The sequence below is a fragment of the Puniceibacterium sediminis genome, assembly GCF_900188035.1.
In the GTDB taxonomy this organism is placed as follows: domain Bacteria; phylum Pseudomonadota; class Alphaproteobacteria; order Rhodobacterales; family Rhodobacteraceae; genus Puniceibacterium; species Puniceibacterium sediminis.
In genome coordinates this window covers 137,309-162,973 of the sequence record NZ_FZNN01000012.1, presented here as the reverse complement: position 1 = coordinate 162,973, position 25,665 = coordinate 137,309, and the positions used below count along the sequence as shown (strand labels likewise).

At 61.2% G+C, this 25,665-nt stretch carries 25 protein-coding genes and 1 tRNA gene; 18 read left to right on the top strand and 8 right to left on the bottom strand.

All coding sequences use genetic code 11. The features are described 5' to 3' along the window. Positions 1-90 precede the first annotated feature (90 nt). Positions 91-627, top strand: a complete 537-nt coding sequence (locus tag CHB75_RS13970; protein WP_089271493.1) for a tyrosine-type recombinase/integrase — start codon at positions 91-93, stop codon at positions 625-627. 236 nt (positions 628-863) lie between these two features. Here the strand turns inward: CHB75_RS13970 and CHB75_RS13965 are convergent. Beyond that, positions 864-953: transfer RNA gene (locus CHB75_RS13965), tRNA-Ser, on the bottom strand. A gap of 171 nt (positions 954-1,124) precedes the next feature. On the opposite strand from CHB75_RS13965, the gene CHB75_RS13960 reads away from it, so the two are divergent. From CHB75_RS13960 to CHB75_RS13930, 7 genes are all read left to right on the top strand, one after another. Further along, positions 1,125-1,934 (top strand): DUF2059 domain-containing protein, encoded by an 810-nt coding sequence (locus CHB75_RS13960; protein WP_089271491.1) that lies wholly within the window; start codon positions 1,125-1,127, stop codon positions 1,932-1,934. A 217-nt stretch (positions 1,935-2,151) separates the two neighbouring features. Further along, positions 2,152-2,787, top strand: a complete 636-nt coding sequence (locus CHB75_RS13955; RefSeq protein WP_089271489.1) for a 50S ribosomal protein L21 — start codon at positions 2,152-2,154, stop codon at positions 2,785-2,787. A 12-nt stretch (positions 2,788-2,799) separates the two neighbouring features. Then, the gene (gene rpmA / locus CHB75_RS13950; protein ID WP_089271487.1) at positions 2,800-3,069 is read left to right on the top strand and encodes a 50S ribosomal protein L27; all 270 of its coding nucleotides are present in this window, start codon (positions 2,800-2,802) and stop codon (positions 3,067-3,069) included. 159 nt (positions 3,070-3,228) lie between these two features. Next, positions 3,229-3,768: a GNAT family N-acetyltransferase gene (locus tag CHB75_RS13945; protein ID WP_089271485.1), complete on the top strand. Its 540-nt coding sequence runs from the start codon at positions 3,229-3,231 to the stop codon at positions 3,766-3,768. Between the two features lie 69 nt (positions 3,769-3,837). Then, a complete protein-coding gene (obgE, locus tag CHB75_RS13940; RefSeq protein WP_089271483.1) occupies positions 3,838-4,878 on the top strand; it encodes a GTPase ObgE in 1,041 nt (346 codons plus the stop codon). Then, positions 4,866-5,972: a glutamate 5-kinase gene (gene proB, locus CHB75_RS13935; RefSeq protein ID WP_089271481.1), complete on the top strand. Its 1,107-nt coding sequence runs from the start codon at positions 4,866-4,868 to the stop codon at positions 5,970-5,972. Before obgE ends, proB begins: the two co-directional genes overlap by 13 nt. 58 nt (positions 5,973-6,030) lie before the next feature. Then, positions 6,031-7,296 (top strand): glutamate-5-semialdehyde dehydrogenase, encoded by a 1,266-nt coding sequence (locus tag CHB75_RS13930; RefSeq protein WP_089271479.1) that lies wholly within the window; start codon positions 6,031-6,033, stop codon positions 7,294-7,296. Positions 7,297-7,316: 20 nt separating this feature from the next. Here the strand turns inward: CHB75_RS13930 and CHB75_RS13925 are convergent, their stop codons facing one another. Next, positions 7,317-7,919: a histidine phosphotransferase family protein gene (locus CHB75_RS13925; protein ID WP_089271477.1), complete on the bottom strand. Its 603-nt coding sequence runs from the start codon at positions 7,917-7,919 to the stop codon at positions 7,317-7,319. Positions 7,920-7,945: 26 nt separating this feature from the next. Between CHB75_RS13925 and CHB75_RS13920 the strand changes: the two genes are divergently transcribed. The 3 genes from CHB75_RS13920 (at position 7,946) to olsA (ending at position 9,832) form a co-directional block, all read left to right on the top strand. Continuing rightward, positions 7,946-8,125, top strand: coding sequence for a DUF3553 domain-containing protein (locus CHB75_RS13920; RefSeq protein ID WP_089271475.1), 180 nt, complete (start codon positions 7,946-7,948; stop codon positions 8,123-8,125). A 112-nt stretch (positions 8,126-8,237) separates the two neighbouring features. Then, the gene (gene olsB, locus CHB75_RS13915; RefSeq protein ID WP_089271519.1) at positions 8,238-8,999 is read left to right on the top strand and encodes an L-ornithine N(alpha)-acyltransferase; all 762 of its coding nucleotides are present in this window, start codon (positions 8,238-8,240) and stop codon (positions 8,997-8,999) included. Further along, positions 8,996-9,832: a lyso-ornithine lipid O-acyltransferase gene (olsA, locus tag CHB75_RS13910; protein WP_425439503.1), complete on the top strand. Its 837-nt coding sequence runs from the start codon at positions 8,996-8,998 to the stop codon at positions 9,830-9,832. The genes olsB and olsA overlap by 4 nt, the downstream gene beginning before the upstream one ends. On the opposite strand, the gene CHB75_RS13905 is transcribed toward olsA, so the two are convergent. After that, on the bottom strand, positions 9,829-10,452 hold the full coding sequence (locus CHB75_RS13905; protein WP_089271473.1) for a thiamine phosphate synthase: 624 nt from the start codon (positions 10,450-10,452) through the stop codon (positions 9,829-9,831). The genes olsA and CHB75_RS13905 overlap by 4 nt on opposite strands. 395 nt (positions 10,453-10,847) lie before the next feature. On the opposite strand from CHB75_RS13905, the gene CHB75_RS13900 reads away from it, so the two are divergent. Genes CHB75_RS13900 through CHB75_RS13890 form a run of 3 tightly spaced genes read left to right on the top strand, consistent with a single transcriptional unit; the run spans position 10,848 to position 14,275 of the window. Then, a complete protein-coding gene (locus tag CHB75_RS13900; RefSeq protein WP_089271471.1) occupies positions 10,848-11,594 on the top strand; it encodes an RNA methyltransferase in 747 nt (248 codons plus the stop codon). A gap of 54 nt (positions 11,595-11,648) precedes the next feature. Beyond that, a complete protein-coding gene (ctaA, locus tag CHB75_RS13895; protein ID WP_089271469.1) occupies positions 11,649-12,803 on the top strand; it encodes a heme A synthase in 1,155 nt (384 codons plus the stop codon). Beyond that, positions 12,800-14,275: a carboxypeptidase M32 gene (locus CHB75_RS13890; protein WP_089271467.1), complete on the top strand. Its 1,476-nt coding sequence runs from the start codon at positions 12,800-12,802 to the stop codon at positions 14,273-14,275. The genes ctaA and CHB75_RS13890 overlap by 4 nt, the downstream gene beginning before the upstream one ends. A gap of 60 nt (positions 14,276-14,335) precedes the next feature. Here the strand turns inward: CHB75_RS13890 and CHB75_RS21695 are convergent, their stop codons facing one another. Both CHB75_RS21695 and CHB75_RS13880 read right to left on the bottom strand, forming a co-directional pair. Next, positions 14,336-14,851 carry a hypothetical protein gene (locus tag CHB75_RS21695; protein WP_089271465.1) on the bottom strand — a complete coding sequence of 172 codons (516 nt, stop codon included), beginning with the start codon at positions 14,849-14,851 and terminating at the stop codon, positions 14,336-14,338. A 221-nt stretch (positions 14,852-15,072) separates the two neighbouring features. Further along, positions 15,073-15,423, bottom strand: a complete 351-nt coding sequence (locus CHB75_RS13880; RefSeq protein WP_089271463.1) for a DUF6614 family protein — start codon at positions 15,421-15,423, stop codon at positions 15,073-15,075. A 186-nt stretch (positions 15,424-15,609) separates the two neighbouring features. On the opposite strand from CHB75_RS13880, the gene CHB75_RS13875 reads away from it, so the two are divergent. Continuing rightward, positions 15,610-16,197: a hypothetical protein gene (locus tag CHB75_RS13875; protein WP_141135112.1), complete on the top strand. Its 588-nt coding sequence runs from the start codon at positions 15,610-15,612 to the stop codon at positions 16,195-16,197. A 55-nt stretch (positions 16,198-16,252) separates the two neighbouring features. On the opposite strand, the gene gyrA is transcribed toward CHB75_RS13875, so the two are convergent. Beyond that, positions 16,253-19,018, bottom strand: a complete 2,766-nt coding sequence (gene gyrA / locus CHB75_RS13870) for a DNA gyrase subunit A (RefSeq protein WP_089271459.1) — start codon at positions 19,016-19,018, stop codon at positions 16,253-16,255. A gap of 196 nt (positions 19,019-19,214) precedes the next feature. Between gyrA and CHB75_RS13865 the strand changes: the two genes are divergently transcribed. Beyond that, entirely contained in the window at positions 19,215-19,481 is a 267-nt protein-coding gene (locus CHB75_RS13865; protein WP_089271457.1) for an usg protein, read from the top strand. A gap of 213 nt (positions 19,482-19,694) precedes the next feature. Here CHB75_RS13865 and CHB75_RS13860 read toward each other — a convergent pair whose 3' ends face one another. Together CHB75_RS13860 and hemB are read right to left on the bottom strand one after the other, a co-directional pair. Continuing rightward, positions 19,695-20,252 (bottom strand): lipid-binding SYLF domain-containing protein, encoded by a 558-nt coding sequence (locus tag CHB75_RS13860; protein WP_089271515.1) that lies wholly within the window; start codon positions 20,250-20,252, stop codon positions 19,695-19,697. Positions 20,253-20,372: 120 nt separating this feature from the next. Continuing rightward, positions 20,373-21,371, bottom strand: coding sequence for a porphobilinogen synthase (gene hemB / locus CHB75_RS13855; RefSeq protein ID WP_089271455.1), 999 nt, complete (start codon positions 21,369-21,371; stop codon positions 20,373-20,375). Between the two features lie 134 nt (positions 21,372-21,505). Between hemB and CHB75_RS13850 the strand changes: the two genes are divergently transcribed. Both CHB75_RS13850 and mfd read left to right on the top strand, forming a co-directional pair. Continuing rightward, positions 21,506-22,030 carry a component of SufBCD complex gene (locus CHB75_RS13850; RefSeq protein WP_089271453.1) on the top strand — a complete coding sequence of 175 codons (525 nt, stop codon included), beginning with the start codon at positions 21,506-21,508 and terminating at the stop codon, positions 22,028-22,030. Between the two features lie 33 nt (positions 22,031-22,063). Then, entirely contained in the window at positions 22,064-25,570 is a 3,507-nt protein-coding gene (gene mfd, locus CHB75_RS13845; protein ID WP_089271451.1) for a transcription-repair coupling factor, read from the top strand. Positions 25,571-25,665: the final 95 nt, after the last annotated feature.

Below are 25,665 nucleotides of genomic sequence, written 5' to 3'. Positions count from 1 at the left end.
CGGTAGCGGGCGGGAGGTGGCTTGCTCATAAAGACCCTCTAACCGCATAGATTCACGTTGTGAATCGTCCATAGTCAGAGTTGTGCAACAATGCCGACCGAGGATGAAATTTCTCGTTTCTTTGATTTCTATAAACCAGGAACTGTGCCGCGCAATGCTGTGGTCTTGATGCTCAACACAGGAGCTGCTCGAGTTGATGCGGTCAAGCTTGGTCCGTCAAATATTTTTGGAGACCGGATCGTATATGTACGACAAAAGACGGAAAATACGAACGGGCAGGAAATAAATATTCCTATCCATCCGCATCTCCGGCAGATGATCGACCGGATTCCGCGAGGACACTCAACCTTTCTGCAAACGAATTCCGGTATAGCTCGATCTGAAAAGGGACTTGGCAAAGATATGCGCAAATGGTGCAACGCGGCTGGGCTCCCCCAGTGTTCCTCCCATGGTCTCAGGAGGGCCATAGCCCGTCGATTGGCCGAGTCTGGAGCGTCGCCCCATGAAATCATGGCTGTTACGGGGCATAAGACCCTGAGAGAAGTCGAACGGTACACAAGGGACGCCAACCGAGCGAAGATGGCTGACGATGCAATGAACAAGCTTTCGAGATCAGTGGGTGAGTGACGCCTAAATGTCTGTGTGTACCGGCTTGCCCCCGGGAGGACGAAAAAGTAATCGTGATCGCGTCAGGCGTTTGCATGAAGAACTGACAGGTAACCTAACATTGGCAGGGACCACAGTCGGCTTGGCCAAGCGGGCAGTTAACTGATAACGGTCCACAACAAACAACTGGAGAACCTCTTTCGAGGTTCGCCAAAATGCACCTGCAAGCACTTGGAAATAAAGGAAAAAATAGACGATGGCGGAGAGACAGGGATTCGAACCCTGGGAACCCGTGAAGGCTCAACGGTTTTCGAGACCGCCCCGTTCGACCACTCCGGCATCTCTCCGCGGGGGCCTGGTGGGGGCGTTTAGCCTCATGTTGGGGGCGGGCGCAACAGGGAAAATCAGAAATTTGCGCAATCCGGGCTGATAGATCACAGGGACGTGCCCAGTTGCGGCTTGGAAATCACTGGCAGGCAGAATAGTTACCGCGCAACACAACAAAGGATCCCGCCGCCATGTTCGCGAGACTGAGCGTCATCGCTGCTGCCGCAGTCACTGCCTTTCCCGTCTGGGCCGCACCGGTCGACGATCTGATCAATGTGCTGGGTGTAGCACAGATCGTGGACGTCATGCGGACCGAGGGGCTGGACTACGGTGACGAACTGGCGCGGGATCTGTTGCCTGGGGGCAAGTCCGCAGCTTGGTCGGCTGTGGTGTCTTCGATTTACGACACCGACAGTATGTATGAGATCGTGCGCGCCAAATTTTCCGAATCTATGGGCGATCAGGATGTTGCCCCACTGCTTGAGTATTTCGCAACCCAGGACGGTCAACGCGTTGTTGCGCTTGAACTCGAGGCACGGCAGGCGATGATGGAAGGGGATGTCGAGGACGTTGCACGCGCGACCTTTCGCGACCTTGATGGTACCGGCGATCCGCGGCTCGGACAGTTGGAAACCTTTGTCGAGGCAAACGATCTGATCGAGTCCAACGTCGCGGGCGCGCTGAATGCAAGTTTCCACTTCTACACCGGGCTTCTTGATGGCGGTGCGATCGATCTGTCGGAAGCAGAGATCATCGCTGACGTTTGGGAGCAGGAAGACGAGACTCGTCAGGATACGCGCGAATGGCTCTATGGCTTTCTGCTGCTGGCCTATGGGCCGCTCAGCGATGAAACGCTGGATGATTATATCGATATTTCCTCAAGCGAGGAGGGGCGTGTGATGAACCGCGCGCTCTTTGCCGGGTTCAACAAGATGTACGACGAGATTTCGCACCGGCTGGGTTTGGCCTCAGCCCGTCAGATGCAGGCGCAGGACCTCTAGGCATTTTTGTGCTGTCGGCCTGATTAAGCCTTGGGGCCGCTTGACAATCGCCGCTTTCGGCAACATAAGCGCGGCTCTCGGGTCGACGCATGTGCATCGGCGGTAGAGGTTATTGACATGACGCCCATAGCGGGCGCGCAGTTCGAGGCGGCGCAAGCCAGAAAACACCTGCAAACGGGCAGGGGCCACAGAACGCGGAAGATAAAGGAAGAGACGCATGTTTGCGGTGATGAAAACCGGTGGCAAGCAGTACAAGGTTCAGTCGGGCGATACGCTCCGGGTTGAGCGGCTTGCAGCTGAAGCTGGTGAAAAAGTCCAGTTCAATGAGATTCTGATGCTTGGCGGTGACAACCTGACCGTCGGCGCCCCCTTTGTGGCGGGCGCGGCTGTTCAGGCCGAAGTCATTGACCAAATCAAGGGTGACAAGGTCATCCACTTCGTGAAGCGTCGTCGTAAGCACGGTTCGCAGCGCACCAAGGGGCACCGTCAGAAGCTGACGCTGGTCCGCGTGACGGAAATTCTCGCCTCGGGTGGCGGTGACTCCGGCATGAAGGCCGCGATTGGTTCGGGTTCGGCTCCTGCTGCTCCGGTCGCTGCGGCGCCCAAGGCTGCAAAGAAGGCCGCTGCGCCCAAGGTTGCTGCTGCAGCCGCAGGCGGCGACGATCTCAAGGTGCTTTCGGGTGTTGGCCCGGCGCTTGAGAAAAAGCTGCATGATGCAGGCATCACCACCTATGCGCAGATCGCTGCATGGACAGATGCAGACGTCGAAAAGTTCGGCGAGCTGCTGTCGTTCAAAGGCCGGATCGAGCGTGAAGGCTGGATCGAACAAGCCAAAGATCTGGCTGCGAAATAAGGAGACCAACCCATGGCACACAAAAAAGCAGGCGGTTCCTCCCGCAACGGACGTGACTCTGCCGGTCGCCGTCTTGGCGTGAAACTCTTCGGTGGTCAGGCGGCTATCGCTGGCAACATCATCGTCCGCCAGCGCGGCACGAAGTTTTGGCCGGGTGAGGGCGTTGGCCTTGGTAAGGATCACACGATCTTTGCCATGACCGAAGGCGCCGTGACCTTCCACAAGGGCCTCAAGGGCCGTACCTTTATTTCGGTTCTGCCAGTGGCGGAGGCCGCTGAATAAGCCGACCTTAAGGTTTCAGAGACATTAAGGGGATCGGCACCACAGCCGGTCCCCTTTTTCTATCTTGGAAAACGTCATGGGCGCGCTGCACTGTTTCCGTAAGAGGGACCGCGCAAACCTGACGTCTTAACCATCGCCGTGTTTTGGAGGTGAAAACACATGAGCCTAGATCAATCCGTCGTACAGCCGACAATCCAGACCGAACGTTTCGACCTGCGCCCGCTGCGCCAGTCGGATACGGGTCTGATCGCCTATTACACAGGTGATAAACGTCTGGCGGACATGACGACCTCCATTCCCTATCCGCTGCCACCGGGCGCGACCGAGGCCTATGTTGCCCGTGTCATGTCGTCCGACCGGTCCGAGGATGTATGGGCCATGGACGGGACCAAGGAAGACGGACCCGAGGTGATGGGGGTGATTTCGCTCGAACGCATGGATCACGAACAGTCCGAAGTTTCCTATTGGGTCGCTCCGGCCTTCTGGAACACCGGCCTTGCGTCAGACGCCGTGCGGGCGCTGGTTGATGCCAATCCAATGGGCAGCGCCACGATGTTCGCAAGCGTTTTTCAGGAAAACCTCGCCTCGGCCCGGGTGCTGACAAATTGCGGTTTCGAATACATCGGTGAGGCTGAGGCCTTTTCGGTGGCGCGCAATACGAAAGTTGCCACCTGGACCTATCTCAGAAAACTGCGCTGATCCACACCGCTTGAGGCGGTCGCGGGAACAGGCTACACCCGCGCGCATGCGCAATGCAGGACGCCCAAGATGAAATTTCTCGATCTATGTAAAGTCTACATCCGCTCTGGCGGCGGTGGCGGCGGCTCTGTCAGCTTTCGTCGTGAAAAGTATATCGAATTCGGTGGCCCCGATGGCGGTGACGGCGGCAACGGCGGATCGGTCTGGGCCGAGGCGGTTGACGGGCTGAACACCCTGATCGACTTCCGCTATCAGCAGCACTTCTTTGCCCACAGCGGGCAGCCCGGCATGGGCCAGCAGCGCACCGGCAAGACCGGCGAAGACATTGTGCTGCGCGTGCCCGTCGGAACAGAGATCCTTGACGAGGACGAAGAGACGGTTCTGGCAGACATGACCGAACTTGGTCAGCGCGTACAACTCGCGCGCGGCGGCAACGGTGGCTGGGGCAACCTGCATTTCAAGACCGCCACCAATCAGGCCCCGCGACGGGCCAATCCGGGGCAGCCGGGGGTCGAACGCACGATCTGGCTGCGGCTGAAACTGATCGCCGATGTTGGTCTGCTGGGGCTGCCCAATGCCGGGAAATCGACCTTTCTGGCTGCCACGTCCAACGCGCGGCCAAAGATCGCCGACTATCCCTTTACCACGCTGCACCCCAACCTGGGCGTCGTGGGCGTGGACAATGTGGAATTCGTTGTGGCCGACATTCCCGGCCTGATCGAAGGTGCTCACGAGGGGCGCGGTCTGGGCGATCAGTTCCTCGGCCATGTGGAACGTTGCGCTGTGCTGCTGCACCTTGTCGATGGAACTTCGGGCACGCTGATCGAAGACTACCATACCATCATCAATGAGCTTGAGGCTTATGGCGGGGGGCTGAACGACAAGCCTCGGATCACTGTTCTCAACAAGGTTGACGCTTTGGATGCCGAGGAACGCGAATTCCTGCGCGATGAGCTGCAAAAAGCTGTCGGTGGCAAGGTCATGCTGATGTCGGGCGTCAGCAAGGAAGGCACTGTCGAGGTGCTGCGCGCCCTGCGTGCCGAAATCGACGCCAATCGTCTGCGCAATCGCGACGCGGATGCGGAGGAGGACGCGCCTTGGCGTCCCTGACAACCGCACGCCGACTGGTTGTCAAGATTGGTTCGGCCCTGCTGGTGGACCGCAAGTCTGGCGCGCTGCGTCTGGATTGGCTGCGTTCGGTGGCCGAGGATGTGGCCCGGATCAAATCCCGTGGCACCGATGTTGTGCTGGTCTCTTCCGGCTCTATCGCGTTGGGGCGGCAGGTTCTGAACCTGCCCGCCACGGTGTTGCCGCTGGAGCAGTCTCAGGCGGCTGCCGCCGTCGGTCAGATCCGTCTCGCCCGCGCCTGGGAAGAGGCGTTGGCGCCGCATGGGATCACCACCGCCCAAGTCCTTGTGACCCTTGAGGACAGCGCCGACCGCCGCCGCTATCTCAATTCCCGCGCGACCATGGAGACCCTCGTCAGTTTTGGCGTGGTGCCGATCGTGAATGAGAACGACACCGTGGCGACGGACGAAATCCGCTATGGCGACAATGACCGGCTGGCCGCGCAGGTCGCGGTGACCGTTGGCGCGGATCAGCTGATCTTGCTGTCGGATGTGGACGGATTCTATACCGGCAACCCCCAGACCGATCCGACCGCCACCCGGTACGAGGTGATCGACCACATCACGCCCGAGATCGAGGCCATGGCCGGCGATGCGGGTTCCGGGCTTTCCAAGGGCGGCATGAAGACCAAGCTTATGGCCGCCAAGACCGCAACTGCCTCGGGCTGTGCGCTGGCCATCAGCGACGGATTTGTCCTGAACCCGCTCAGCGCGCTGGAAAATGGTGCCAATGCCACATGGTTCACACCGCATCTGGACCCGCACCTTGCCCGCAAACGCTGGATCGCCGCGATGAAACCGCAGGGGGTTCTGGTGGTCGATAATGGCGCGGCGCAGGCCCTCGCTTCGGGGAAATCGCTTTTGCCGGCTGGCGTGTCGGCAGTCGAAGGCAGTTTCGGGCGGGGCGATCCGGTCGCGATCCGGGCCGCTGACGGCCGTGCACTGGGTCTGGGGCTTAGCCGCTACACCGCGGTCGAGGCGCGCGCGATCAAGGGGCACCAAAGTCAGGACATCGAATCCCTGCTTGGCTATCCAGGCCGCGCGGCGCTGATTCACCGCGATGACATGGCGCTCTGAACCACGGGTTTCTTCTCTTTCCAAATACGAAAATGATACGCAGTCAAAGGCTTGAACCATGCAGGACATGACAGACATCCCCGCCCTCATGGCCGATATCGGCGCCCGTGCACGGGCGGCTGCGGCTGAGCTTAGCCATGCAACTGGCGCCTCGAAAAAGGCAGCGCTGACGGCCGCCGCCGATGCGCTATGGGCCGCGCGGGACGCTGTTCTGGCTGCAAACGCGAAAGACATGACTTATGGCCGCGACAAGGGCCTGTCGGATGCGATGCTGGACAGACTCCTGCTGAGCGAGGACCGCATCCAGTCCATATGCGATGGTCTGCGCGCAATTGCGGCGCAGGATGATCCGGTGGGGCAGGTGATGGCCGAATGGGATCAACCTTCGGGTCTACATATTCAACGAGTGCGCACACCGCTGGGGGTGATCGGGGTGATCTACGAATCCCGCCCTAACGTGACGGCGGATGCGGGTGCATTGTGCCTCAAGTCCGGAAATGCCGTGATCCTGCGCGGCGGGTCGGAAAGTTTCCATTCTTCAACAGCAATCCACGCCGCACTGGTCGCAGGTCTGCGCGCCGCCGACCTGCCCGAAGACGCGATACAACTTGTGCCCACGCGCGACCGCGCTGCGGTGTCGGCCATGCTGACCATGACCGACAGCATCGACGTGATCGTGCCCCGCGGCGGCAAGGGCCTTGTCGGACTTGTGCAGAAAGAGGCGCGCGTGCCTGTCTTTGCGCATCTCGAAGGGATCGTGCACATCTACGTCGACAAGGCGGCTGACCCGGTCAAGGCGCTGGACGTGATCCTGAACTCCAAGACCCGCCGCACAGGTATCTGCGGATCGGCGGAATGCCTGCTGATCCACCGCGATGTGATCGACACGATCGGGCAGGGCGTGATTCGTGCCCTGATGGATGCAGGGGTCGAGGTGCGTGCCGATGAGACGCTTCAGGCGATCGAGGGCACTGTGGCGGCCACGGCTGACGATTGGGGCCGCGAATACCTTGACAGCATCATTGCAGCCAAGGTTGTCGACGATATCGACGCCGCAATCGACCACATCCGCATCTATGGATCCCAGCACACCGAGTGTATCCTGACCGAGGATCCCGCTGCGGTCGCACGGTTTTTTGACCGGGTGGACAGTGCGATCCTGATGCACAACGCCTCGACCCAGTTCGCGGATGGCGGAGAGTTCGGCATGGGGGCCGAGATCGGTATTGCCACGGGCAAACTGCACGCGCGCGGACCGGTCGGGGCCGAACAATTGACCAGTTTCAAATATCTGGTCACAGGCGATGGCACGGTGCGCAGCTAGGGTGCCACCGGCGCTTTGGTTCAGAACACCAGCTTGAGAGAATCGACGGTGTGCGAAACTTTGAATTTGCGCTTTAGCTCTCGTGCAATGGTCTGCAGCATCAAGAATTGCACCCGTGACGGTGAAATCTCGACTCTGGTGGTCAGCTCCGTCAGCATTTGCCACAGGTCCGGATCCACGTTGATACGCGGCGCTGTCGCTTCGATGTGCCAGACCTCACCCTGACGGTCGAGCTTTACCGTTCCGCCCAGTGGCAAAGCCGTCTCCAAACACAGGAGTGCGAGGAATGCCAGTTGTACCTCGCGCCGGGTCTGGTCACCGACCGGGAGCCATTCCGTGCGCAGCCTTGTGCCCTGGCTGACATCTTGGAGAATGCGGCGAACCTCGTTCTGGCTGAGCATCTGGCTATCGGAGGAGGTACCAAAGGCAATGCGAAAGAAGCGTATTCGCGCAGTTGCACTGGAACAGCTGTCGCTGATCAGGTCGAATTCAGGACCAATGCCTGTTGCACCGCTCAGCGTCAGAAGTTCAAGCCCGTTGCTGATCGCACCCACTGGACTTATCAGGTCGTGGCAAATTCTGGACGCTATCAATGCGGCCAGATCGACGCTATCACTTTGCATGAACACCTCGGGCTGAAGAACAGAAAATGAACAATCTAAACGCACTGCTGGAACCCGGTATGTTAGTGACCCATCCTGATCGTCCAGATTGGGGAACGGGCCAGGTGCAGTCGAATATCGGCGGGCGCATTACTGTAAACTTTCGGGAAGAAGGTAAAGTCGTCATCGAAGGTAGCCGTGTCAGTCTAGTGCCCATTTTCGAATGAAACTAGGTAAACTTGCTTACCTGACAATTAACGCGGAACTCGGTGCTGTTGCCAACCCTGCGCAGCTTGCCTAGAAGCGAGCAAACGGTTTCACGTAGCGGAAATGTCGCAGATGAATACCCAAGCCCCCCAGTTCAGCGCGCATCTTGCGCAGACCGACCAGGATCTGCAGGCCGCACAGAGGCTGCGATACGACGTATTCGTTCGCGAACTCGGCGGTGGTGGCGGGCAGGTGGACCACGAAAACGGGCTTGAAAAGGATCGTTTCGATCCCTTCTTTGACCATCTTCTGTTACGAGACGAAGCCCGCCATGGCGCGGTGATCGGCGTTTACCGTCTTTTGCCGGGGACCCGCGCAGAGACCGCCGGAGGGTTCTATTCCGAAGCCGAATATGACCTTGACCCGCTGCGAAGATCAGGGCGCAACCTGTTGGAATTGGGGCGTTCCTGCCTGCATCCGGAGTATCGCGGCGGTTCGGCGATGTTCTATCTGTGGCAGGCGCTGGCAGCGTATGTTGCTGAACGCGAGATCGAAATACTCTTTGGTGTGGCGAGCTTTCATGGCACCGATATCAACGCTCTGGCCCACCCGCTCAGCCATTTGAGCTATCGTCACAGCGCCCCCGAAGCCCTGCGTGTGCGCGCCCGCGAATATCAGCCAATGGCGCTGCTGGCGGAACCCGAGGTCGATCGCAAACGCGCGATGATCGAGACGCCAGCGCTGATCAAGGCCTACCTGCGGCTTGGTGGGTGCGTCGGTGACGGTGCCTATGTGGATCATGCTTTCAACACCACCGACGTCTGTCTGATCATGGACACGGCACGAATGAATGAACGGCAGAAAAGCCTTTATACGAAAGGCGTTGTCGGGTGAGTCCCACCTGGACGACGCCCGACATGCCGCCTGCGCGGCACCTGGGGGTGATGGATTGGCTGCGGGTGCTGCTGCGCGGGTCCGTGCTTGGGGGGGTGACCTTTGGCGGGCTGCTGATCCTGGTGGTCGCGCGTCTGATCGAGCGGCCGCTTTGCGGCGTTGACCGGCCCGTCACGCCCTATATCACGCAGGGCGTTTGCCGGGCGGCGTTCATTATTTTGCAGTTGCCGATCACCGCGCGCGGGCCGCGGATTGTCGGACCCGGGGCGGTTGTGGCCAACCATTCGTCCTGGATCGATATTTTTGCGCTGAATTCGCGCAAGAACGTCTATTTCGTTTCAAAATCCGAGGTGGCAGGCTGGCCCGGTATCGGTTGGCTGGCGCGGGCGACCGGCACGGTGTTCATCCGTCGTGATCCGAAAGAGGCCGCCAGTCAGGCGAAACTATTTGAGGAACGCCTGCTGCACAGGCACCGTCTACTGTTCTTTCCCGAAGGTACATCAACCGACGGATTGCGGGTTCTGCCATTTAAATCAACGCTTTTTGCGGCGTTCTTCGCGGATGGGCTGAAGCATGAATTGAAGATCCAACCGGTCAGCGTGATCTACCATGCGCCCGAGGGCGAAGATCCACGGTTTTATGGCTGGTGGGGCGACATGAGTTTTGGTGAGCATCTGGTCAAGACGCTGGCGGCGCGGCGGCAGGGCCGTGTCGAGCTGATCTACCACGCGCCGGTCCGGGTCGATGCCTTCCCGAACCGCAAGTCACTGGCCAGCCATGTGGAGGCGCAGGTGCGCATCGGCCATGGCCTAGCAGATGCGCATCAGGCCTAGACGGCCATCGCTGCGGCGAGGCGGGCAAGGGCCGCGGCAGGGTCGTCCTTGTTCCAGATTTCTTCCCCAAAGGCAAAGAAATCTGCGACAGGCGAAAGACTTCTGACCTCTTCTTCACCCAGCGCGCCTTCGGCGACGCAGGGTAGTTCGACGACTGCGGACCACCATTCGAACAGATCACGATCGACCACGGCGCCATCGCCCAGATCCGTCTGGCCGACGGGTCCAAAGCTGATGTAGTCGGCGCCGGATTCGCCGGCGGCCATGCCTTCGTGGCGGGACTGGGCGCAGTAGGCGCCGACGATGGCGTCGTCGCCCAGTTCCTTGCGTGCCCAGCGGACCGAGCGGGCACCGTCGAGAAGGTGCACGCCATCAAGGCCGAGGCGCTGTGCCAGAACCACGTGGGTGTCGAGAACCAGAGCGATATCATACTGATGCGCGATTTCGCGCACAGCGTCGGCGGCGCGCAGGATGCGGTCTTCGTCGCGGGTGGCGAGGGCCAGTCGGATGCAGGCGACATCGGCGGAATCCAGAACGCCCGCAAGGGTTTGCGGGAATGTGTTCAGGTCGAATTCTGGCGGTGTGATGAGATAGATCTGCGGCTTTTCGGTTTCGGCCATCTTGGCAGGCTCCTGATAGAATTTTGCCCGCTATAAAGGGAAAAAACCGTTTTGACCATTGCCCTTAGCGCGATTTCGCCGGGAGCGCGCCGGTTAAGTCGCAGGCCATGGCAAGCCGTATGGCACGGCCCAGCGGGCAGAAACACCCGGCGTGAGGTCCGCAGGTCCGGGGGCGGCTGCCATGTCAAACCGTCCTGAAACAGGGCCAGAATGGCCGTATGGCAGGCGTATGGCAGGCGTATGGCAGGCGTATGGAAAGCGTATGGTTTTCGTATGGCTGGCGGTATGGGTGCCGGTTTATGCGCTTGGGTCCGGGCGGGGGAGTTGCGGGACGACGCGTTGCAGCCGCGCGCCTGCGTGGTATGAGGCGGCAGCAGACCGACAGGAGCCGAGCCATGCCGACAGATACGCCGCAACCCGCCTTTGTGCTGGTTAATCCGCAGATGGGTGAAAACATCGGCGCGGCGGCGCGGGCGATGTGGAACTTTGGTCTGGACCGGATGCGGCTGGTGGCGCCGCGCGATGGCTGGCCGAACCAGAGCGCCGTGGCGATGGCTGCAGGTGCCGGCCGGTTGCTGGACGAGGCGCAGCTGATGCAGACCACGGCCGAGGCGGTGGCGGATTGCACATTCGTCATGGCGACCACGGCGCGCAATCGTGACCTGACCAAACCGATCTATGCGCCCGAACATGCCATGCAGATCGCGCGGGACCGCATCGCGGCGGGTGAAAAGGTGGCCGTGCTGTTCGGGCCGGAACGGGCGGGGCTGGAGAACCCGGATATCGCGCTGGCCAATGCGATCATTTCGGTGCCGGTCAATCCGCAGTTTGCCTCGCTCAACCTTGCGCAATGTGTGCTGCTGACGGCCTATGAATGGCAGCGCCACGCGGTCGAGATCACGCAAGAGACTGTTGAGTTGGCCGGCGGGCAATGGGCGAGCCAGACCGAAGTGCAAAAGCTGTCCGAGCATTACGAGGAACGGATGGAGGAGTCCGGTTTCTTTTTCCCCGAGCACAAGGCCGAGAGCATGAAGCTGAACCTGCGGAACCTGTGGTCGCGGATGCCGTTGACTCAGGCGGATGTGCGGATGCTGCACGGCGTCATGCGTCAAATGGTGCGCTGGAAAGAACGTGGTGATTGACTTGAAGGCCCGAGGTGCGCGGCCTACTGTCCAAGCCGACAAAAGGAGCGGGATATGAGCGGAAAACGCAGTATCTTTGAAGAAGTTGGCGCGGAACCGGCCAAGGCAAAGGCGACACCGCCCAAGGGTGGAATGATCGACGCGGGCAAACGTGGCGCGCGCGGGGGCATCCGGCTGTGGCTGATGTTGCTGTTTGCGCTGGTCATGGTGATGATCGCCGTGGGCGGGTTGACGCGGCTGACCGACAGCGGGTTGTCGATCACCGAATGGCGGCCCGTCACGGGCGCGCTGCCGCCGATGGATGCGGCAAGCTGGCAATCCGAGTTCGAGAAATATCAGGCGATCCCGGAATACCAGTTGCAGAACAACGGCATGACCCTGGGTGAATTCCAGTTCATCTATTGGTGGGAATGGAGCCATCGGCAGTTGGGCCGGGTGATTGGCCTTGTTTGGGCGCTGGGATTTTTCGGGTTCATGGCGGCGCGGCAGATCCCGCGCGGCTGGACCGGGCGGCTGTTCGTTCTGGGCATTCTGGGTGGTGCGCAGGGGGCGATCGGCTGGTGGATGGTGTCCTCGGGGCTGGGCGGCGAACAGCTTGACGTGGTGAGCTATCGGCTGGCGACGCATCTGGGGCTGGCCTTTGTGATCCTTGGGTTTATCGCCTGGTATGTCTTTGCGCTGGGACGTGAAGAACGCGAGATGATGCAGGCGCGACGGTCGCGTGAGGCGCGGCTGGTGAGGCTGGTTACCGTTCTTGCCGGGCTGGCCTTTGTGCAGATCCTGCTGGGCGCGCTGGTGGCCGGTATCGATGCCGGGCGCAATTACACCGACTGGCCGCTGATGGCGGGCGAGTTCCTGCCGCCGACGCCGTTCGAGATCACGCCGGTCTGGCGCAATTTCTTTGAAAACGACGGGCTGGTGCAGTTCGTGCATCGGATGACCGCCTATCTGCTGCTGGGTCATGGTGTCGTTGTTTGGCTCCGGGCGCGTCGTTCGCCCAACGCCGACACGCGGTTCCGGTTCAACGCCATGCTGGCGATGATGGTGCTGCAGATGGTGCTGGGCATTGCTACGGTCATTTACGGTGCGCCATGGCACATCGCCATCGTGCATCAGATCGGTGCCGTCGTTCTATGGGTACTGATCCTGCGGGGGCGGTTTGCCGCGCAGTATCCGACATTTCAATCCGTAAGGGGGGCCGCGCGATGAGTGCATATGATGATCTGATGGCGTTTGAACGCGATACCTCGGCGCTTGGCCAGATTGCCGGGCGGCTTGGCTGGGATCAGGAAACGGTCATGCCGCGTGGCGCCGGTGGGCAGCGCAGCGAAGAGATGGCCGCGATGGAAGGTGTGCTGCATGCGCGCCGCGCCGATCCGCGTGTGGGCGAATGGCTGGACGTGATTGTCGATGCCGAGTTGGACGAAGTCGGGCAGGCGAACTTGCGCCATATCCGGCGGACGTATGAGCGGACGCGGCGTGTGCCTGCCTATCTGGCCGAAGAACTGGCGCGGGTCACAAGTGCCGCACAGGGTATCTGGGCCGAGTGCCGGGCGAACGACGATTTCGCCGGTTTTGTGCCGACGCTGAAGAAGGTGGTCGCGCTGCGCCGCGAAGAGGGGGAGGCGCTGTCCAAAGGCGGTGATGTCTATGACGCGCTGCTGGACGATTACGAACCCGGCGCCACGGCCGACAGTCTGCAGCAGATGTTCGGCGCCCTGCGTCCGCGTCTGGTGGATCTGCGCCAGCGGATTCTGGAACGGCCGCAACCCGCCGGCCTGAAGGGCAATTTTGACGAGGTGGCGCAGATGGTGCTGACGCGCCAGATCGCGGCGGTCTTTGGCTATGACACGACCCGGGGGCGCATCGACAAGGCGGTGCATCCGTTTTCATCCGGGTCGGGCAATGATGTGCGTATCACCACGCGGACCAGCCTGACCGATCCGTTCAACTGCCTGTATTCCACCATCCACGAGGTCGGTCATGCCTGCTATGAGCAGACCGTTTCGCAGGACTATCACCTGACCCCGCTGGGCGAGGGCGTGTCGATGGGTGTGCACGAAAGCCAGAGCCGGATCTATGAAAACCAGCTGGGCCGAAGCCGTGCCTTTACCGGCTGGCTGTTCGGGCAGATGGTCGACACCTTTGGCGATATCGGAATTGCGGACGCCGATGGGTTCCACGCCGCCGTCAACCGGGTGCACGACGGGTTCATCCGGACGGAATCCGATGAGGTGCAGTATAACCTGCATGTGCTGATGCGGTTCGATCTGGAGCGTGAGTTGATCAGCGGCGCGCTTGCGGTCAAGGACCTTGAAGATGCCTGGAATGCGCGGTTCCTGGACGATTTCGGCTTTGTCGTGGACAAGGCATCGAACGGTGTGCTGCAGGATGTGCATTGGTCCGTGGGGCTGTTCGGGTATTTCCCGACCTATACGCTGGGCAATGTCTATGCCGGCTGCCTGCATCAGGCGCTGCGCACCGCCGTGCCGGATCTGGACGACCAGCTGGCGCGCGGCGATCTGGCCGAGGCGACCGGTTGGCTGGGGCAGAACGTGCAGCGTCACGGCGGGCTGTATCGCCCGCGCGAGGTGATTGCCAAGGCCTGCGGGTTCGAACCGAATGAGCGCCCGTTGCTGGATTACCTTGATACCAAGTTTGGTGAAATCTACGGGATCTGAGACCGGGCCGAATTGCAGAACAGGCGCGCCGGTCTGGCGCGCCCGGGTTCTGTGCGGTGTTCAGGCGTAGAAGTCGACGACCGGCTGGCTGGGATCATAGCCGGCTTCTTCAAGTTTGGCCGCCAGGATATCAGCAAAGCTGCTCTCTTCGTCCTCACTGGCCTCATAGGCTTCGGCGGCGTCCTTGATCAGCGAAACCACGGCCTCGTCCACTGACTCCACGCCTTTTGCCCCTTGGCCACCGCCGGGAGGAGGGCCGCCTTTGCCGCCCGGAGGAGGGCCACCGGGGCCACCCTTGCCACCCGGAGGACCGCCCGGACCGCCGATGCCGGCCTTTTGTGCCAGATCACCCGCATCAATACCGGCGGCGCCCAGCGCATCGGCCAGACCAGAGCCAGCTTTGATCCCCAGTTCGCGGATCGAGGTCACCAGCGCTTTGGCGTCGTCGTCTGACAGGTTGTCGGCATCATACCGCGAGAGAGTTTCGGCCAGTTTGGTGCTTTGGTTCTGGGTCAGGGGGGAATTCTGTCGGTTCTGTGACAGCATCACGCCGCTGTTTGTTGCTGAATTGATCATCTCATTGTCTCCGTGCAAAAACAAACCAGCCAGCGGCGTGGCTGCGCGGCTGGCCGGTTTGTTTTAGGTAAGAAATCTTTAACCCGGCTTAAGAAAGGGTATTTATATCAATTGTTACGGTTATTTAGGCGTGACCCTCAGCAACCACGAGAGGTGGTTGCAGTTTCTTTGTTGCCTTATCCCCGGGCTGTTTTGGCCCGGGAAGCGCTGTTGGGCGGGCGTCAGATCAGCGCCATTCGTTCCGCCCGTTCAGGGTCTGGGAAGGGGCGGTATAGGCCGAGGTCGTTGTCAGAAATCAAGGCGTTTACATTGGCGTAGAGGCGTTTCACCTCTTCGTCATGTTCACCGAGGATGCGGAAGGCCTGATCGAGCTGACCCAGATTTTCGAACTCGACCTCAAGCAGGAAATCGCGGTGGTTGTCGCTGGCAAGGTTCAGTTTGCGTCGCAGCAGACGCCAGGATTTGATGGCATCCCGACCTTTAAGGTATTCCATCCATTGTTCAACCGCCTCTGCAAAGGCAAGCGCCTTGGCCGCGTGATGGATGTCGATCTGGCAGTGATAGAGATTCATATGCCGCTTCTCCGCATGGGGCAGACTTCGGCGGCAGCTTGCGCCCGAAAGCTGACCATTCGGTAAACAGCCGACAATCAGAATTTGGCGGGATGAAACAGGGCGGCACCGCGCAAGCGCCACGCGTAACTCCATGTTTACGTCTCCTGATTCTAATAGGCGCAGATTTCCAGGGAGCGACATTTCATGACTGTTCATATGTCCAATGGTGGCGTTATTCGGCGTGCTGTTTCGCGCGGCCTGATGCCCGCATTGATCTTTGCGCTGGGTGGCACATCGGTTTCTGCCATGGACGATCCCGAACTGGTGTGGTCACACAAGGAATGGAGCGCCGGTTACGAGATGGGGCGCTGCGCGATCTGGACCGGGGGCGACGGGTCGGGTATCTTCGAGATTGAAGTCGACATGGGCGGCTATAACGCCTCGGCGAGCTATCTGCCGATTGTCTACAGCAACTACCCGATCCCGCTGCGGGAGGATGACGAGTTCGAGCTGTATATCGACCACCAGATGTCAGATTTCGGCCCGGAAATGGGATTCTATGACAGTATGGACAGCTATGGCCGCTATATGGTCGCGGCCGGAATGACCGATGGTTTCGTGCCTGATCTGATAGGGACGTTCCGTGGCGCGAACAGTGTCGCCGTGGAAGTCCTGCATTACGGCGAGCCACCTTTTGTCGCCGACGAATTCTCGCTTTCCGGGTTCACGGCGACCTATCTCAAGATTTCAGAATGGTGCCGTTTCGACCCGAACCACCTGTTCCGGTCCTGATCCGCAATGGTGCAGGGGCCGCCCCGGGGTAACCCCGGGGCAGCCCGCGCAATTCTTACTCTTCGGTGGCTGGAAGAACCTCGTCACCATCTTCGTCGCCCTGATCGGCGATCCATGCGACAGAGACCACGGTTTCACCCTTGCCGGTATTGAACACCTTGACGCCACCGGCGCTGCGCGAGCGGAACGAGATGCCTTCGATGGGCACGCGGATCGACTGGCCCTTTGAGGTGGCGAGCATGATCTGATCGTCCATCTCGACCGGGAACGAGGCGACAATTTCGCCGCCGCGCATGGATTTTTCCCATGCGGTGACGCCCATGCCGCCGCGACCGCGAACGGGGTAGTCATGGCTGGACGACAGTTTGCCCAGACCGCTGGCGGTGACTGTCAGCAGCAGGTTTTCAGCTGCCGACATTTCAGCATAGCGCTCTGACGGCAGTTGGCTGTTGGCGTTGCCTTCTTCCTCGTCCGCCTCGGACACTTCGGCGTCGTCGGCGATGCCCGCCATGGCGCGGCGCATCTTGAGGTAGGAGGCGCGTTCGTCAGATTCGGCGTCGAAGTGGCGGATCACCGACATCGACACGACTTCGTCGTCACCCGACAGGCGGATGCCGCGCACACCGGTCGACGCGCGCGAGTTGAACACCCGCACATCCGGCACCGGGAAGCGGATGGCGCGGCCCGAGTTTGTCACCAGCATCACGTCGTCATCTTCAGAGCAGATGCGCGCGTTGATCAGGCGGGTATTCTCGTCGTCGCCCTCGAACTTCATCGCGATCTTGCCGTTGCGCATGACGTTGGTGAAATCCGACAGCCGGTTGCGGCGCACAGAGCCTTTGGACGTGGCAAAGACGATCTGCAGGTCGTCCCAGTCTGACTCGTCCCGGTCGACGGGCATGATGGCGGCGATGGAAACGCCGGTCGGGATTGGCAGGATGTTGACGATCGCCTTGCCCTTGGACGTGCGGCCACCCTGCGGCAGGCGCCAGGTCTTGAGCTTGTAGACCATGCCGGCGGTGGTGAAGAACAGCAACGCGGTGTGAGTGTTGGCGACGAAGAGCGTGGTGACCACGTCATCCTCTTTCAGACCACCGCCCGAGACACCCTTGCCGCCGCGCTTCTGGCTGCGGAAATCGGCCAGCGGCGTGCGTTTGATGTAACCGGACTGGGTGACGGTGACGACCATATCGGCGCTTTCGATCAGGTCTTCGTCTTCCATATCGCCGGACCAGTCGAGGATCTCGGTGCGGCGCGGCACGGCGAAAAGTTCGCGCACCTCGCGCAGCTCGTCCGAGATGATGCCCATGATCCGTTCGCGGCTGCCAAGGATTTCAAGGTATTCCTTGATCTTGGCGGCGAGCTCTTCGAGTTCGTCGGTGACTTCCTTGACGCCCAGCTGGGTCAGGCGCTGCAGGCGCAGTTCAAGAATGGCGCGGGCCTGGATTTCGGACAGGTTATAGGTGCCGTCTTCGTTCGCCGGGTGGGTCGGATCGTCGATCAGGGCGATGAAGGGCAGGATTTCACCCGCCGGCCAGCGGCGTTCCATCAGTTTGACGCGCGCCTCGGCGGCATCAAGCGAGGCGCGGATGGTGGCAACGACTTCGTCGACATTGCTGACGGCCACGGCCAGACCACAGAGGATATGGCTGCGTTCGCGCGCCTTGCGGAGCAGGTAGGCGGTGCGGCGGGCGACGACATCTTCGCGGAAATCAAGGAAGGCGGTGAGGAAGGCGCGCAGGGTCAGCTGTTCGGGGCGCCCGCCGTTGAGGGCGAGCATGTTGCAGCCGAAATAGGTCTGCATCGGGGTAAAGCGGAACAGCTGGTTCAGCACGACTTCGGCGGTGGCGTCGCGTTTGAGTTCGATGACAACGCGCACGCCGTCACGGTCGGATTCGTCCTGAACATGGGCGATGCCGTCGATCTTCTTGTCGCGGGCGGTTTCGGCGATGCGTTCGATCATCGTCGCCTTGTTCACCTGATAGGGGATCTCTTCGATGATGATCGCAAACCGGTCGCGGCGGATTTCCTCGACCCGGGTCTTGGCGCGGATGATGACAGAGCCGCGGCCTTCAAGATACGCCTTGCGCGCACCAGCACGGCCCAGCATCAGGCCACCGGTCGGAAAGTCGGGGCCGGGGACGTATTCGATCAGCTGTTCGGATGTCAGATCCGGTTCCTCGATCAGCGCGAGGCAGGCATCAATGACTTCGCCAAGGTTGTGCGGCGGGATGTTGGTCGCCATGCCGACGGCGATACCGCCCGCGCCGTTGACCAGCATGTTGGGAAAACGCGCTGGCAGAACGGTGGGTTCGCGGTCCTTGCCATCGTAGTTGTCCTGAAAATCGACGGTTTCCTTGTCGATATCGGCCAGCAGATAGGCGGCGGGCTTGTCCATGCGGACTTCGGTGTAACGCATGGCGGCGGCGTTATCGCCATCCATCGAACCAAAGTTGCCCTGACCGTCAAGCAGCGGCAGTGACATCGAAAAGTCCTGCGCCATCCGCACAAGTGCGTCATAGATCGCGGAATCGCCGTGCGGGTGATACTTACCCATCACGTCGCCAACCGGGCGGGCAGACTTGCGGTAGGGCTTGTCATGCGCGTTGTTGGTTTCATACATCGCATAAAGGATGCGCCGGTGCACAGGTTTTAACCCGTCGCGCAGATCGGGAATCGCGCGGCTCACGATCACGCTCATCGCGTAATCGAGATAACTTGTCTTCATTTCGTCGACGATGGAAATCGAGGGTCCGGCGTGCACTGCGCGCTGGGGGCGATTTTCGTCTTCGTTTTCAGGGGTTTCCGGCGTATCGCTCACGTGATCTACCTGTCAGTCATTATTCTATATGTTGTTGAGGTGTGTATATCAGACGCAGGATGCGGGGCGCAATGGTCGCGGGGATGCAATTCTGGCAGCCACCGGGGGTGACTGCTAACATTTTGTTTTTATTGAAAAGTAAATTTATGCTTGGCATGATTCCCGTGTTGTTGAGGTGAACACCAGGAGTCGCAAAATGCAAAGCGAAACGGAACTCATGCTGCGTGGATACGGGCTGACCACGGCCGAGATTTTTTACCGGATGCCCGACTACAAGAACGTGCTGAACACATACATCTGGCAGGACTACGATCTGGCCCCGGATCATCAGAAACTGTTCGATTTCATCGAATTCTGGCAGGGCAGTATCGAAGGCCCGCTGCATTCGGTCCGCTTTACCCATCGCAAGATGATCTCGCCCGGGGAATGGCGCAACGTGGTGGGCGAATTCAGGTATCACTGAAGTTCGTACTGTCGGGAAAATGAGGAGGGGGCCAACCCCCTCTCAGTCAAAACCGGCCTTGGCGATTTTGCGATTCACTGCGGAATTTCCAAGGGGTGAATTGAGCCCCGGCAGGGGCTCAAGAGGGGGCATCGCCCCTGAAATGAAAAGACCTGTGCGCCGCAGGCGCGCCTTGGGATCAGGTTCTGATCTGCGCCCGTATCAGGGCCCGTATCAGGGAATGATGCGGCTGTATTTCACGCCGTCCAGGGTCGCGCCGACGCGCAGGCCGGACTGGCCGAATATGATCGCAATGACCGGAGAGAGCGATGTCGTCGTCTCGGCCGCAAGGGTTTCGCCGCGATCCGGCGTGGCGTATTCGATGTTCGCGCTGGCGGCCCAGCCGGGCGAGCGGCGGAAATTCATCAATGCGTCCTGGGTCATGAAGAACAGCACATGCGCATATTGCTGCGCGCCGATCTGAAGGCCCGCGCTAGCCTTGGTGGTCGAGTAATAGTCGACCGTCACGCCGCCAACCCGCAGCGCGCCGCGCCCGTAGGCCCCGCCCAGACCCAGGCCTGCCTCGGTCACCAGCGGCATGACCAGAACGCCGGTCGATTTGGACTGGAGCTGGCGGGTGTTGGGATACTGGCTGTAGAGCTGGGCCATCGTGGCATCCACACGGGCATCGATCGTCGCGGCACCAGAGCCGCCGACGCCGTTGTTGCAGGCCGCCAGGAAAGCTGTCGCGCCTAGCGCAAGGGTGATGCCGCGTCGGGTGATTTTCGTCATTGGGATGCTCGTTTTGTTGTTGGCAATGCCTCGGGTCCGGTCGTGTGGCCGGTTGTCTGGGATCATACCGCGAAAGTGCCCCTGTGTCACCATCCTTGGGTCAGGATCGGCGTGCGACCGCTATCCGTTGAGCAGACGGGCGGCTGCGGGGGCGAAATAGGTCAGCACCCCGTCGCAGCCCGCGCGTTTGAACGCCATCAGGGATTCCAGCATGACCCGGTCGCCATCGACCCAACCGTTCTGTGCGGCGCCTGCCAGCATCGCGTATTCGCCCGACACCTGATAGGCAAAGGTCGGCGCGCCGAACATGTCCTTGGCGCGACGGCAGATGTCGAGGTAGGGCATGCCGGGTTTGACCATGATCATGTCGGCGCCCTCGGACAGATCGCGTTCGATCAGGCGCATCGCCTCGTCCGAATTGGCCGGGTCCATCTGGTAGGTCTTCTTGTCGCCCTTGAGCGCACCCGCAGCGCCCACCGCATCGCGGAACGGGCCGTAAAAGGCCGAGGCGTATTTGGCGGCGTAGCTGAGCAGCAGAACGTTGGCAAAACCACCCTGTTCAAGGGCTGTGCGCATGGCGCCGATCCGGCCGTCCATCATGTCCGAGGGGCCGATGATATCGGCGCCGGCCTCGGCCTGGCTGATGGCCTGTTTCACGAGCGCCTCGACGGTGCGGTCGTTGACGATTTCGCCATCCTCGACAAAGCCGTCGTGGCCGGTGTCGCTATAGGGGTCAAGCGCTACATCGGTCATGATCGCGAGGTCGGGAACGGCGGCCTTGATTGCGCGGGTCGCGGTGTTGGACAGGTTATTCGGGTTCCAGGCCTCGGCGCAGTCTTCGCTGCGTTTCGACGGATCGGTATAGGGGAACAGGCAGATCGCGGGGATGCCAAGGGCATGTGCCTCGATCGCGGCTTCGACCACCTTGTCAACCGAGCGGCGCATCACACCGGGCATGGAGGCGATGGGCTCTTCTATCCCTTCACCATCACGCACGAAGACCGGCCAGATGAAATCGCCGGGCGTCAGGGAGTTTTCGCGCACGAGGTCGCGCAGGGCGGGCGTGCGGCGGGTGCGTCGCAGACGGGTGGCGGGAAAGGCGGCAAGAGTGGGCTTCATCGGTCTGGTCCTTGTAAACGCCGCCTTTGGGTGGCATGGAATGGCGGTTATCTCAAGGCCTGCGTTGCGCAAAACCTTCGCCCGGGCGAAGGGCGCGGGGCGCGGGTCTGTCTGCGGGATCGAAGGGGCGGCATTTGGATTGGCATCTCATTGTCTTGGAAGTGATCGACATGCGGTCGTTTTCCAGTCTCTGGTTCTGGATCGCGGTGGCGGTCATCTGGTCCGCTGCCAGCCACCGCGTCATGGGCGTGCCGTTTGATATGGTCACGCGCGCCCGCAGTCAGGGTGGTCAGGCCGAGATTGATCTGGACGAGCTGGTGCGCATCAATGCCAACAGGATGCTGCGCGGCATTGATGGTGCGGGGCTTTGGCTGCTGGCGCTGGGGTGTTTCGTGATTGTGATGCTGGCGCTTTTGGCCTTTGTCTACTGGATCGAACTGGCGCAGGCGGTGTTCCTGCTGGGCTTTCCACTGACGCTGGTCTGGTTGCTGACGCTGCGTGTGGCCAGCCGGATCCGGGCCGAAGGTGCCACCGGAGAGGTGGTGCAGACGCGTCTGGGGCATCTGCGGATCGCGACGCAGGCGATTGGCATGACTTCGATCTTTGTGACGTCGCTTTGGGGCATGTATCAGAACCTGTCTGCCGGCATCCTTGGTTGACGGGCGCTGCGTTCCGCGCCATGTCATCGCGCCATGGCTCATCTCAAACCTCTCGTCCTTGGCGGCGCGCCGGAAGGCTTTGACGCCCGTCTGATCTTGCAGGAACTGTCCCGCGCGGGCGGGCCTGTGGTGCATGTGGCGCGCGACGACAAGCGGCTGGCGCAGATGCGCGACGCGCTGGCGTTCTGGGCACCCGACATGCCGGTGATCAGTTTTCCGGGCTGGGATTGCCTGCCTTATGACCGGGTGTCGCCGAATGCCGATATTTCGGCCACGCGGATGGCGACGCTGGCGGGGCTTGTGCATGGGATGCCGGGGCAGTTCGTGCTGCTGACCACGCTGAATGCCGCAACCCAACGTATTCCCGCGCGCGAAGTGCTGCGCGAGGCGGCCTTTACCGCAACAGTGGGCGGGCTGGTGGATGAGGCCGCGCTGCGCAATTTCCTTGTGCGGATGGGCTTTTCGCAGGCGCCGACGGTGATGGAGCCCGGCGATTACGCCGTGCGTGGCGGCATCATCGACATCTATCCGCCGGGCGAGGGCGGTCCGGTGCGGCTGGACCTGTTCGGCGATGTTCTGGACGGCGCGCGGCGGTTTGACCCCGCAACCCAGCGCACCACGGAAAAGATGGAGCTGGTCGAGCTTGCCCCCGTGTCCGAAGTCATTCTGGACGAGGCGGCGATCACCCGGTTCCGGCAGAATTACCGGATCGAATTCGGCGCGGCCGGCACCGACGATCCGCTGTACGAGGCGGTGAGCGCGGGGCGCAAGCATCAGGGAATCGAACACTGGCTGCCGTTTTTCCATGAACGGCTTGAGACGCTGTTTGATTATCTGCCCGACGCCCCCGTGTTGCTGGACGATCAGGTGACGCCGTCGCGGCTGGCGCGGTGGGATACGATCGCCGATCAGTATGAAACCCGCCGTCTGGCGATGCAGCAAAAAAACCGGATGGATTCGGTTTATAAACCCGCGCCGCCCGCGTTGCTGTATCTGGACGATGCGGCCTGGGAAAAGGCGCTGGCGGATCGGCGCGTGTTGCAGATGCATCCGCTGGCGCAGGCAAGCGGCCCCGGTGTGGTGGACGGCGGCGGGCGGATTGGCCGCAATTTCGCGCCCGAGCGGCAGCAGGAAAGCCTGAGCCTGTTTGGCGCATTGGCGGCGCATATCAAGACGAAGTTGCACGAGGGGCCGGTTGTCATCGCGTCCTATTCCGAGGGCGCGCGCGAACGTCTGACCGGGTTGATCGAGGATGAGGGGCTGGCCGAGGCGATCCCGATTCCGAACGGCACCCGCATCGGCAAGCGCGGGCTGTATCTGGCGGTCTGGGCGCTGGAGGCGGGGTTCGAGGCGCCCTTTGATCCGGCCTTAGGTAGCGGAGCGGTAGGCCAAAAAGGCAAGTCACATCTTACCGTAATTTCCGAGCAGGACGTGTTGGGCGACCGGCTGATCCGGTCCCCCAAGAAACGCCGCAAGGCCGAGAATTTCCTGACCGAGACGCAAAGCCTGTCGCCCGGCGATCTGGTGGTGCATGTGGACCACGGCATCGGTCGCTATCAGGGCATGGAAGTGATCGAGGCACTGGGGGCGGCGCATGAATGCCTGCTGCTGGAATATGCCGAAGGATCAAGGCTTTACCTGCCGGTCGAGAATATCGAACTGCTGTCGCGCTATGGTCACGAAGAGGGGCTGCTGGACAGGCTGGGCGGCGGGGCATGGCAGTCGAAGAAGGCCAAGCTCAAGGAACGTATCCGCGAGATGGCGGACAAGCTGATCCGGATTGCGGCGGAGCGCGCCCTGCGCCGTGCGCCGATACTGGAGCCGCCGCCGGGGGCATGGGATGCGTTTTCCGCGCGATTCCCCTATACGGAAACGGATGACCAGCTGACCGCCATCGAGGATGTGATGGCCGATTTGCAGTCCGGCCAGCCGATGGATCGCCTGATCTGCGGCGACGTGGGTTTTGGCAAGACCGAGGTGGCGATGCGCGCCGCCTTTGTCGCCGCCATGTCCGGGGTGCAGGTCGCGGTGATCACGCCGACCACGCTGCTGGCGCGCCAGCATTACAAGGCCTTTGCCGAACGGTTCCGCGGCTTTCCGCTGGAAGTGCGCCCGCTGTCGCGGTTCGTGTCGACCAAGGATGCGGCGCTGACACGGGACGGCATGGCCAAGGGGACGGTCGATATCGTGATCGGCACCCATGCGTTGCTGGCCAAAAGCGTGAAGTTCCAGAACCTTGGCCTGTTGATCATCGACGAGGAACAGCACTTTGGTGTCGGCCACAAAGAGCGGCTGAAGGCGATGCGCACGGATATCCATGTGCTGACGCTGACGGCGACGCCGATCCCGCGGACCTTGCAACTGTCGCTGACCGGGGTGCGGGACCTTTCGATCATCGGCACGCCGCCGGTCGACCGTCTGGCGATCCGCACCTATGTGTCCGAATTCGATGCCGTCACGATCCGCGAGGCGCTGCTGCGTGAACATTATCGCGGCGGGCAGTCGTTCTATGTTGTGCCGCGCATTTCAGATTTACCCGAGATCGAGGCATTCCTGAAAGAGCAGCTGCCGGAATTGAGTTACGTGGTTGCCCATGGCCAGATGGCCGCGGGCGAGCTGGATGACCGGATGAACGCGTTTTATGACGGCAAGTTCGATGTGCTGCTGGCGACGACCATCGTTGAATCCGGTCTGGATATTCCGACGGCCAACACGATGGTGATCCACCGCGCGGACATGTTTGGTCTGGCGCAGCTTTATCAGATCCGGGGGCGTGTGGGGCGATCCAAGACCCGCGCCTATGCGTACCTCACCACCAAACCACGGGCCAAGCTGACCACTACGGCCGAGAAACGCCTGCGGGTGCTGGGGTCGCTGGATACGTTGGGGGCGGGTTTCACGCTGGCGTCGCAGGATCTGGACATTCGCGGTGCGGGTAACCTGCTGGGCGAGGAACAGTCCGGCCAGATGCGCGATGTGGGCTATGAGTTGTACCAGTCGATGCTGGAAGAGGCGATTGCCAAGATCCGGTCCGGCGAGATGGAAGGCCTGACCGAGGATGAGGGCCAGTGGGCGCCGCAGATCAATCTGGGTGTTCCGGTGCTGATCCCCGAGGAGTACGTGCCCGATCTGGATGTGCGGCTGGGGCTGTATCGCAGGCTGTCGGCCCTGACCACCAAGGTCGAGCTGGAAGGCTTTGCCGCCGAGCTGATCGACCGGTTCGGCAAGCTGCCGCGCGAGGTCAACACCCTGCTGCTGGTGGTCCGGATCAAGGCGATGTGCAAGCGCGCCGGGATCGCCAAGCTGGACGCCGGGCCCAAGGGGGCGACGGTGCAGTTTTACAACGACAAGTTCGCATCGCCCCAGGGGCTGGTCGAGTTCATCCAGGCCGAAAACGGCAAGGCCAAGGTCAAGGACAACAAGATCGTGCTGCTTCGCGACTGGTCGCGCGAAAAGGACAAGATTCAGGGCGCCTTTGGCATCGCTAAAGATCTGGCCGAGAAGCTGGCGGAAGAAAAGAAGCGCCGCGCCAAAGGGTAAGGGCAGGCGCAAGGCCCCCGGAGCATTTTCGAACAGATGAAACCGGGGGCCGGGATGACTGTCAGCGAACTGTCGTCCCGCTGTCATCAAACTGT

What these genes read in the sequence shown, in the direction of transcription:
- CHB75_RS13970 (WP_089271493.1), top strand. Translation starts at nt 91, where the DNA reads ATGCCGACCGAGGATGAAATTTCTCGTTTCTTTGATTTCTATAAACCA.
- CHB75_RS13960 (WP_089271491.1), top strand. Translation starts at nt 1,125, where the DNA reads ATGTTCGCGAGACTGAGCGTCATCGCTGCTGCCGCAGTCACTGCCTTT.
- CHB75_RS13955 (WP_089271489.1), top strand. Translation starts at nt 2,152, where the DNA reads ATGTTTGCGGTGATGAAAACCGGTGGCAAGCAGTACAAGGTTCAGTCG.
- rpmA (WP_089271487.1), top strand. Translation starts at nt 2,800, where the DNA reads ATGGCACACAAAAAAGCAGGCGGTTCCTCCCGCAACGGACGTGACTCT.
- CHB75_RS13945 (WP_089271485.1), top strand. Translation starts at nt 3,229, where the DNA reads ATGAGCCTAGATCAATCCGTCGTACAGCCGACAATCCAGACCGAACGT.
- obgE (WP_089271483.1), top strand. Translation starts at nt 3,838, where the DNA reads ATGAAATTTCTCGATCTATGTAAAGTCTACATCCGCTCTGGCGGCGGT.
- CHB75_RS13930 (WP_089271479.1), top strand. Translation starts at nt 6,031, where the DNA reads ATGCAGGACATGACAGACATCCCCGCCCTCATGGCCGATATCGGCGCC.
- CHB75_RS13925 (WP_089271477.1), bottom strand. Translation starts at nt 7,919, where the DNA reads ATGCAAAGTGATAGCGTCGATCTGGCCGCATTGATAGCGTCCAGAATT.
- CHB75_RS13920 (WP_089271475.1), top strand. Translation starts at nt 7,946, where the DNA reads ATGAACAATCTAAACGCACTGCTGGAACCCGGTATGTTAGTGACCCAT.
- olsB (WP_089271519.1), top strand. Translation starts at nt 8,238, where the DNA reads ATGAATACCCAAGCCCCCCAGTTCAGCGCGCATCTTGCGCAGACCGAC.
- CHB75_RS13905 (WP_089271473.1), bottom strand. Translation starts at nt 10,452, where the DNA reads ATGGCCGAAACCGAAAAGCCGCAGATCTATCTCATCACACCGCCAGAA.
- CHB75_RS13900 (WP_089271471.1), top strand. Translation starts at nt 10,848, where the DNA reads ATGCCGACAGATACGCCGCAACCCGCCTTTGTGCTGGTTAATCCGCAG.
- ctaA (WP_089271469.1), top strand. Translation starts at nt 11,649, where the DNA reads ATGAGCGGAAAACGCAGTATCTTTGAAGAAGTTGGCGCGGAACCGGCC.
- CHB75_RS13890 (WP_089271467.1), top strand. Translation starts at nt 12,800, where the DNA reads ATGAGTGCATATGATGATCTGATGGCGTTTGAACGCGATACCTCGGCG.
- CHB75_RS21695 (WP_089271465.1), bottom strand. Translation starts at nt 14,851, where the DNA reads ATGATCAATTCAGCAACAAACAGCGGCGTGATGCTGTCACAGAACCGA.
- CHB75_RS13880 (WP_089271463.1), bottom strand. Translation starts at nt 15,423, where the DNA reads ATGAATCTCTATCACTGCCAGATCGACATCCATCACGCGGCCAAGGCG.
- CHB75_RS13875 (WP_141135112.1), top strand. Translation starts at nt 15,610, where the DNA reads ATGACTGTTCATATGTCCAATGGTGGCGTTATTCGGCGTGCTGTTTCG.
- CHB75_RS13865 (WP_089271457.1), top strand. Translation starts at nt 19,215, where the DNA reads ATGCAAAGCGAAACGGAACTCATGCTGCGTGGATACGGGCTGACCACG.
- CHB75_RS13860 (WP_089271515.1), bottom strand. Translation starts at nt 20,252, where the DNA reads ATGACGAAAATCACCCGACGCGGCATCACCCTTGCGCTAGGCGCGACA.
- hemB (WP_089271455.1), bottom strand. Translation starts at nt 21,371, where the DNA reads ATGAAGCCCACTCTTGCCGCCTTTCCCGCCACCCGTCTGCGACGCACC.
- mfd (WP_089271451.1), top strand. Translation starts at nt 22,064, where the DNA reads ATGGCTCATCTCAAACCTCTCGTCCTTGGCGGCGCGCCGGAAGGCTTT.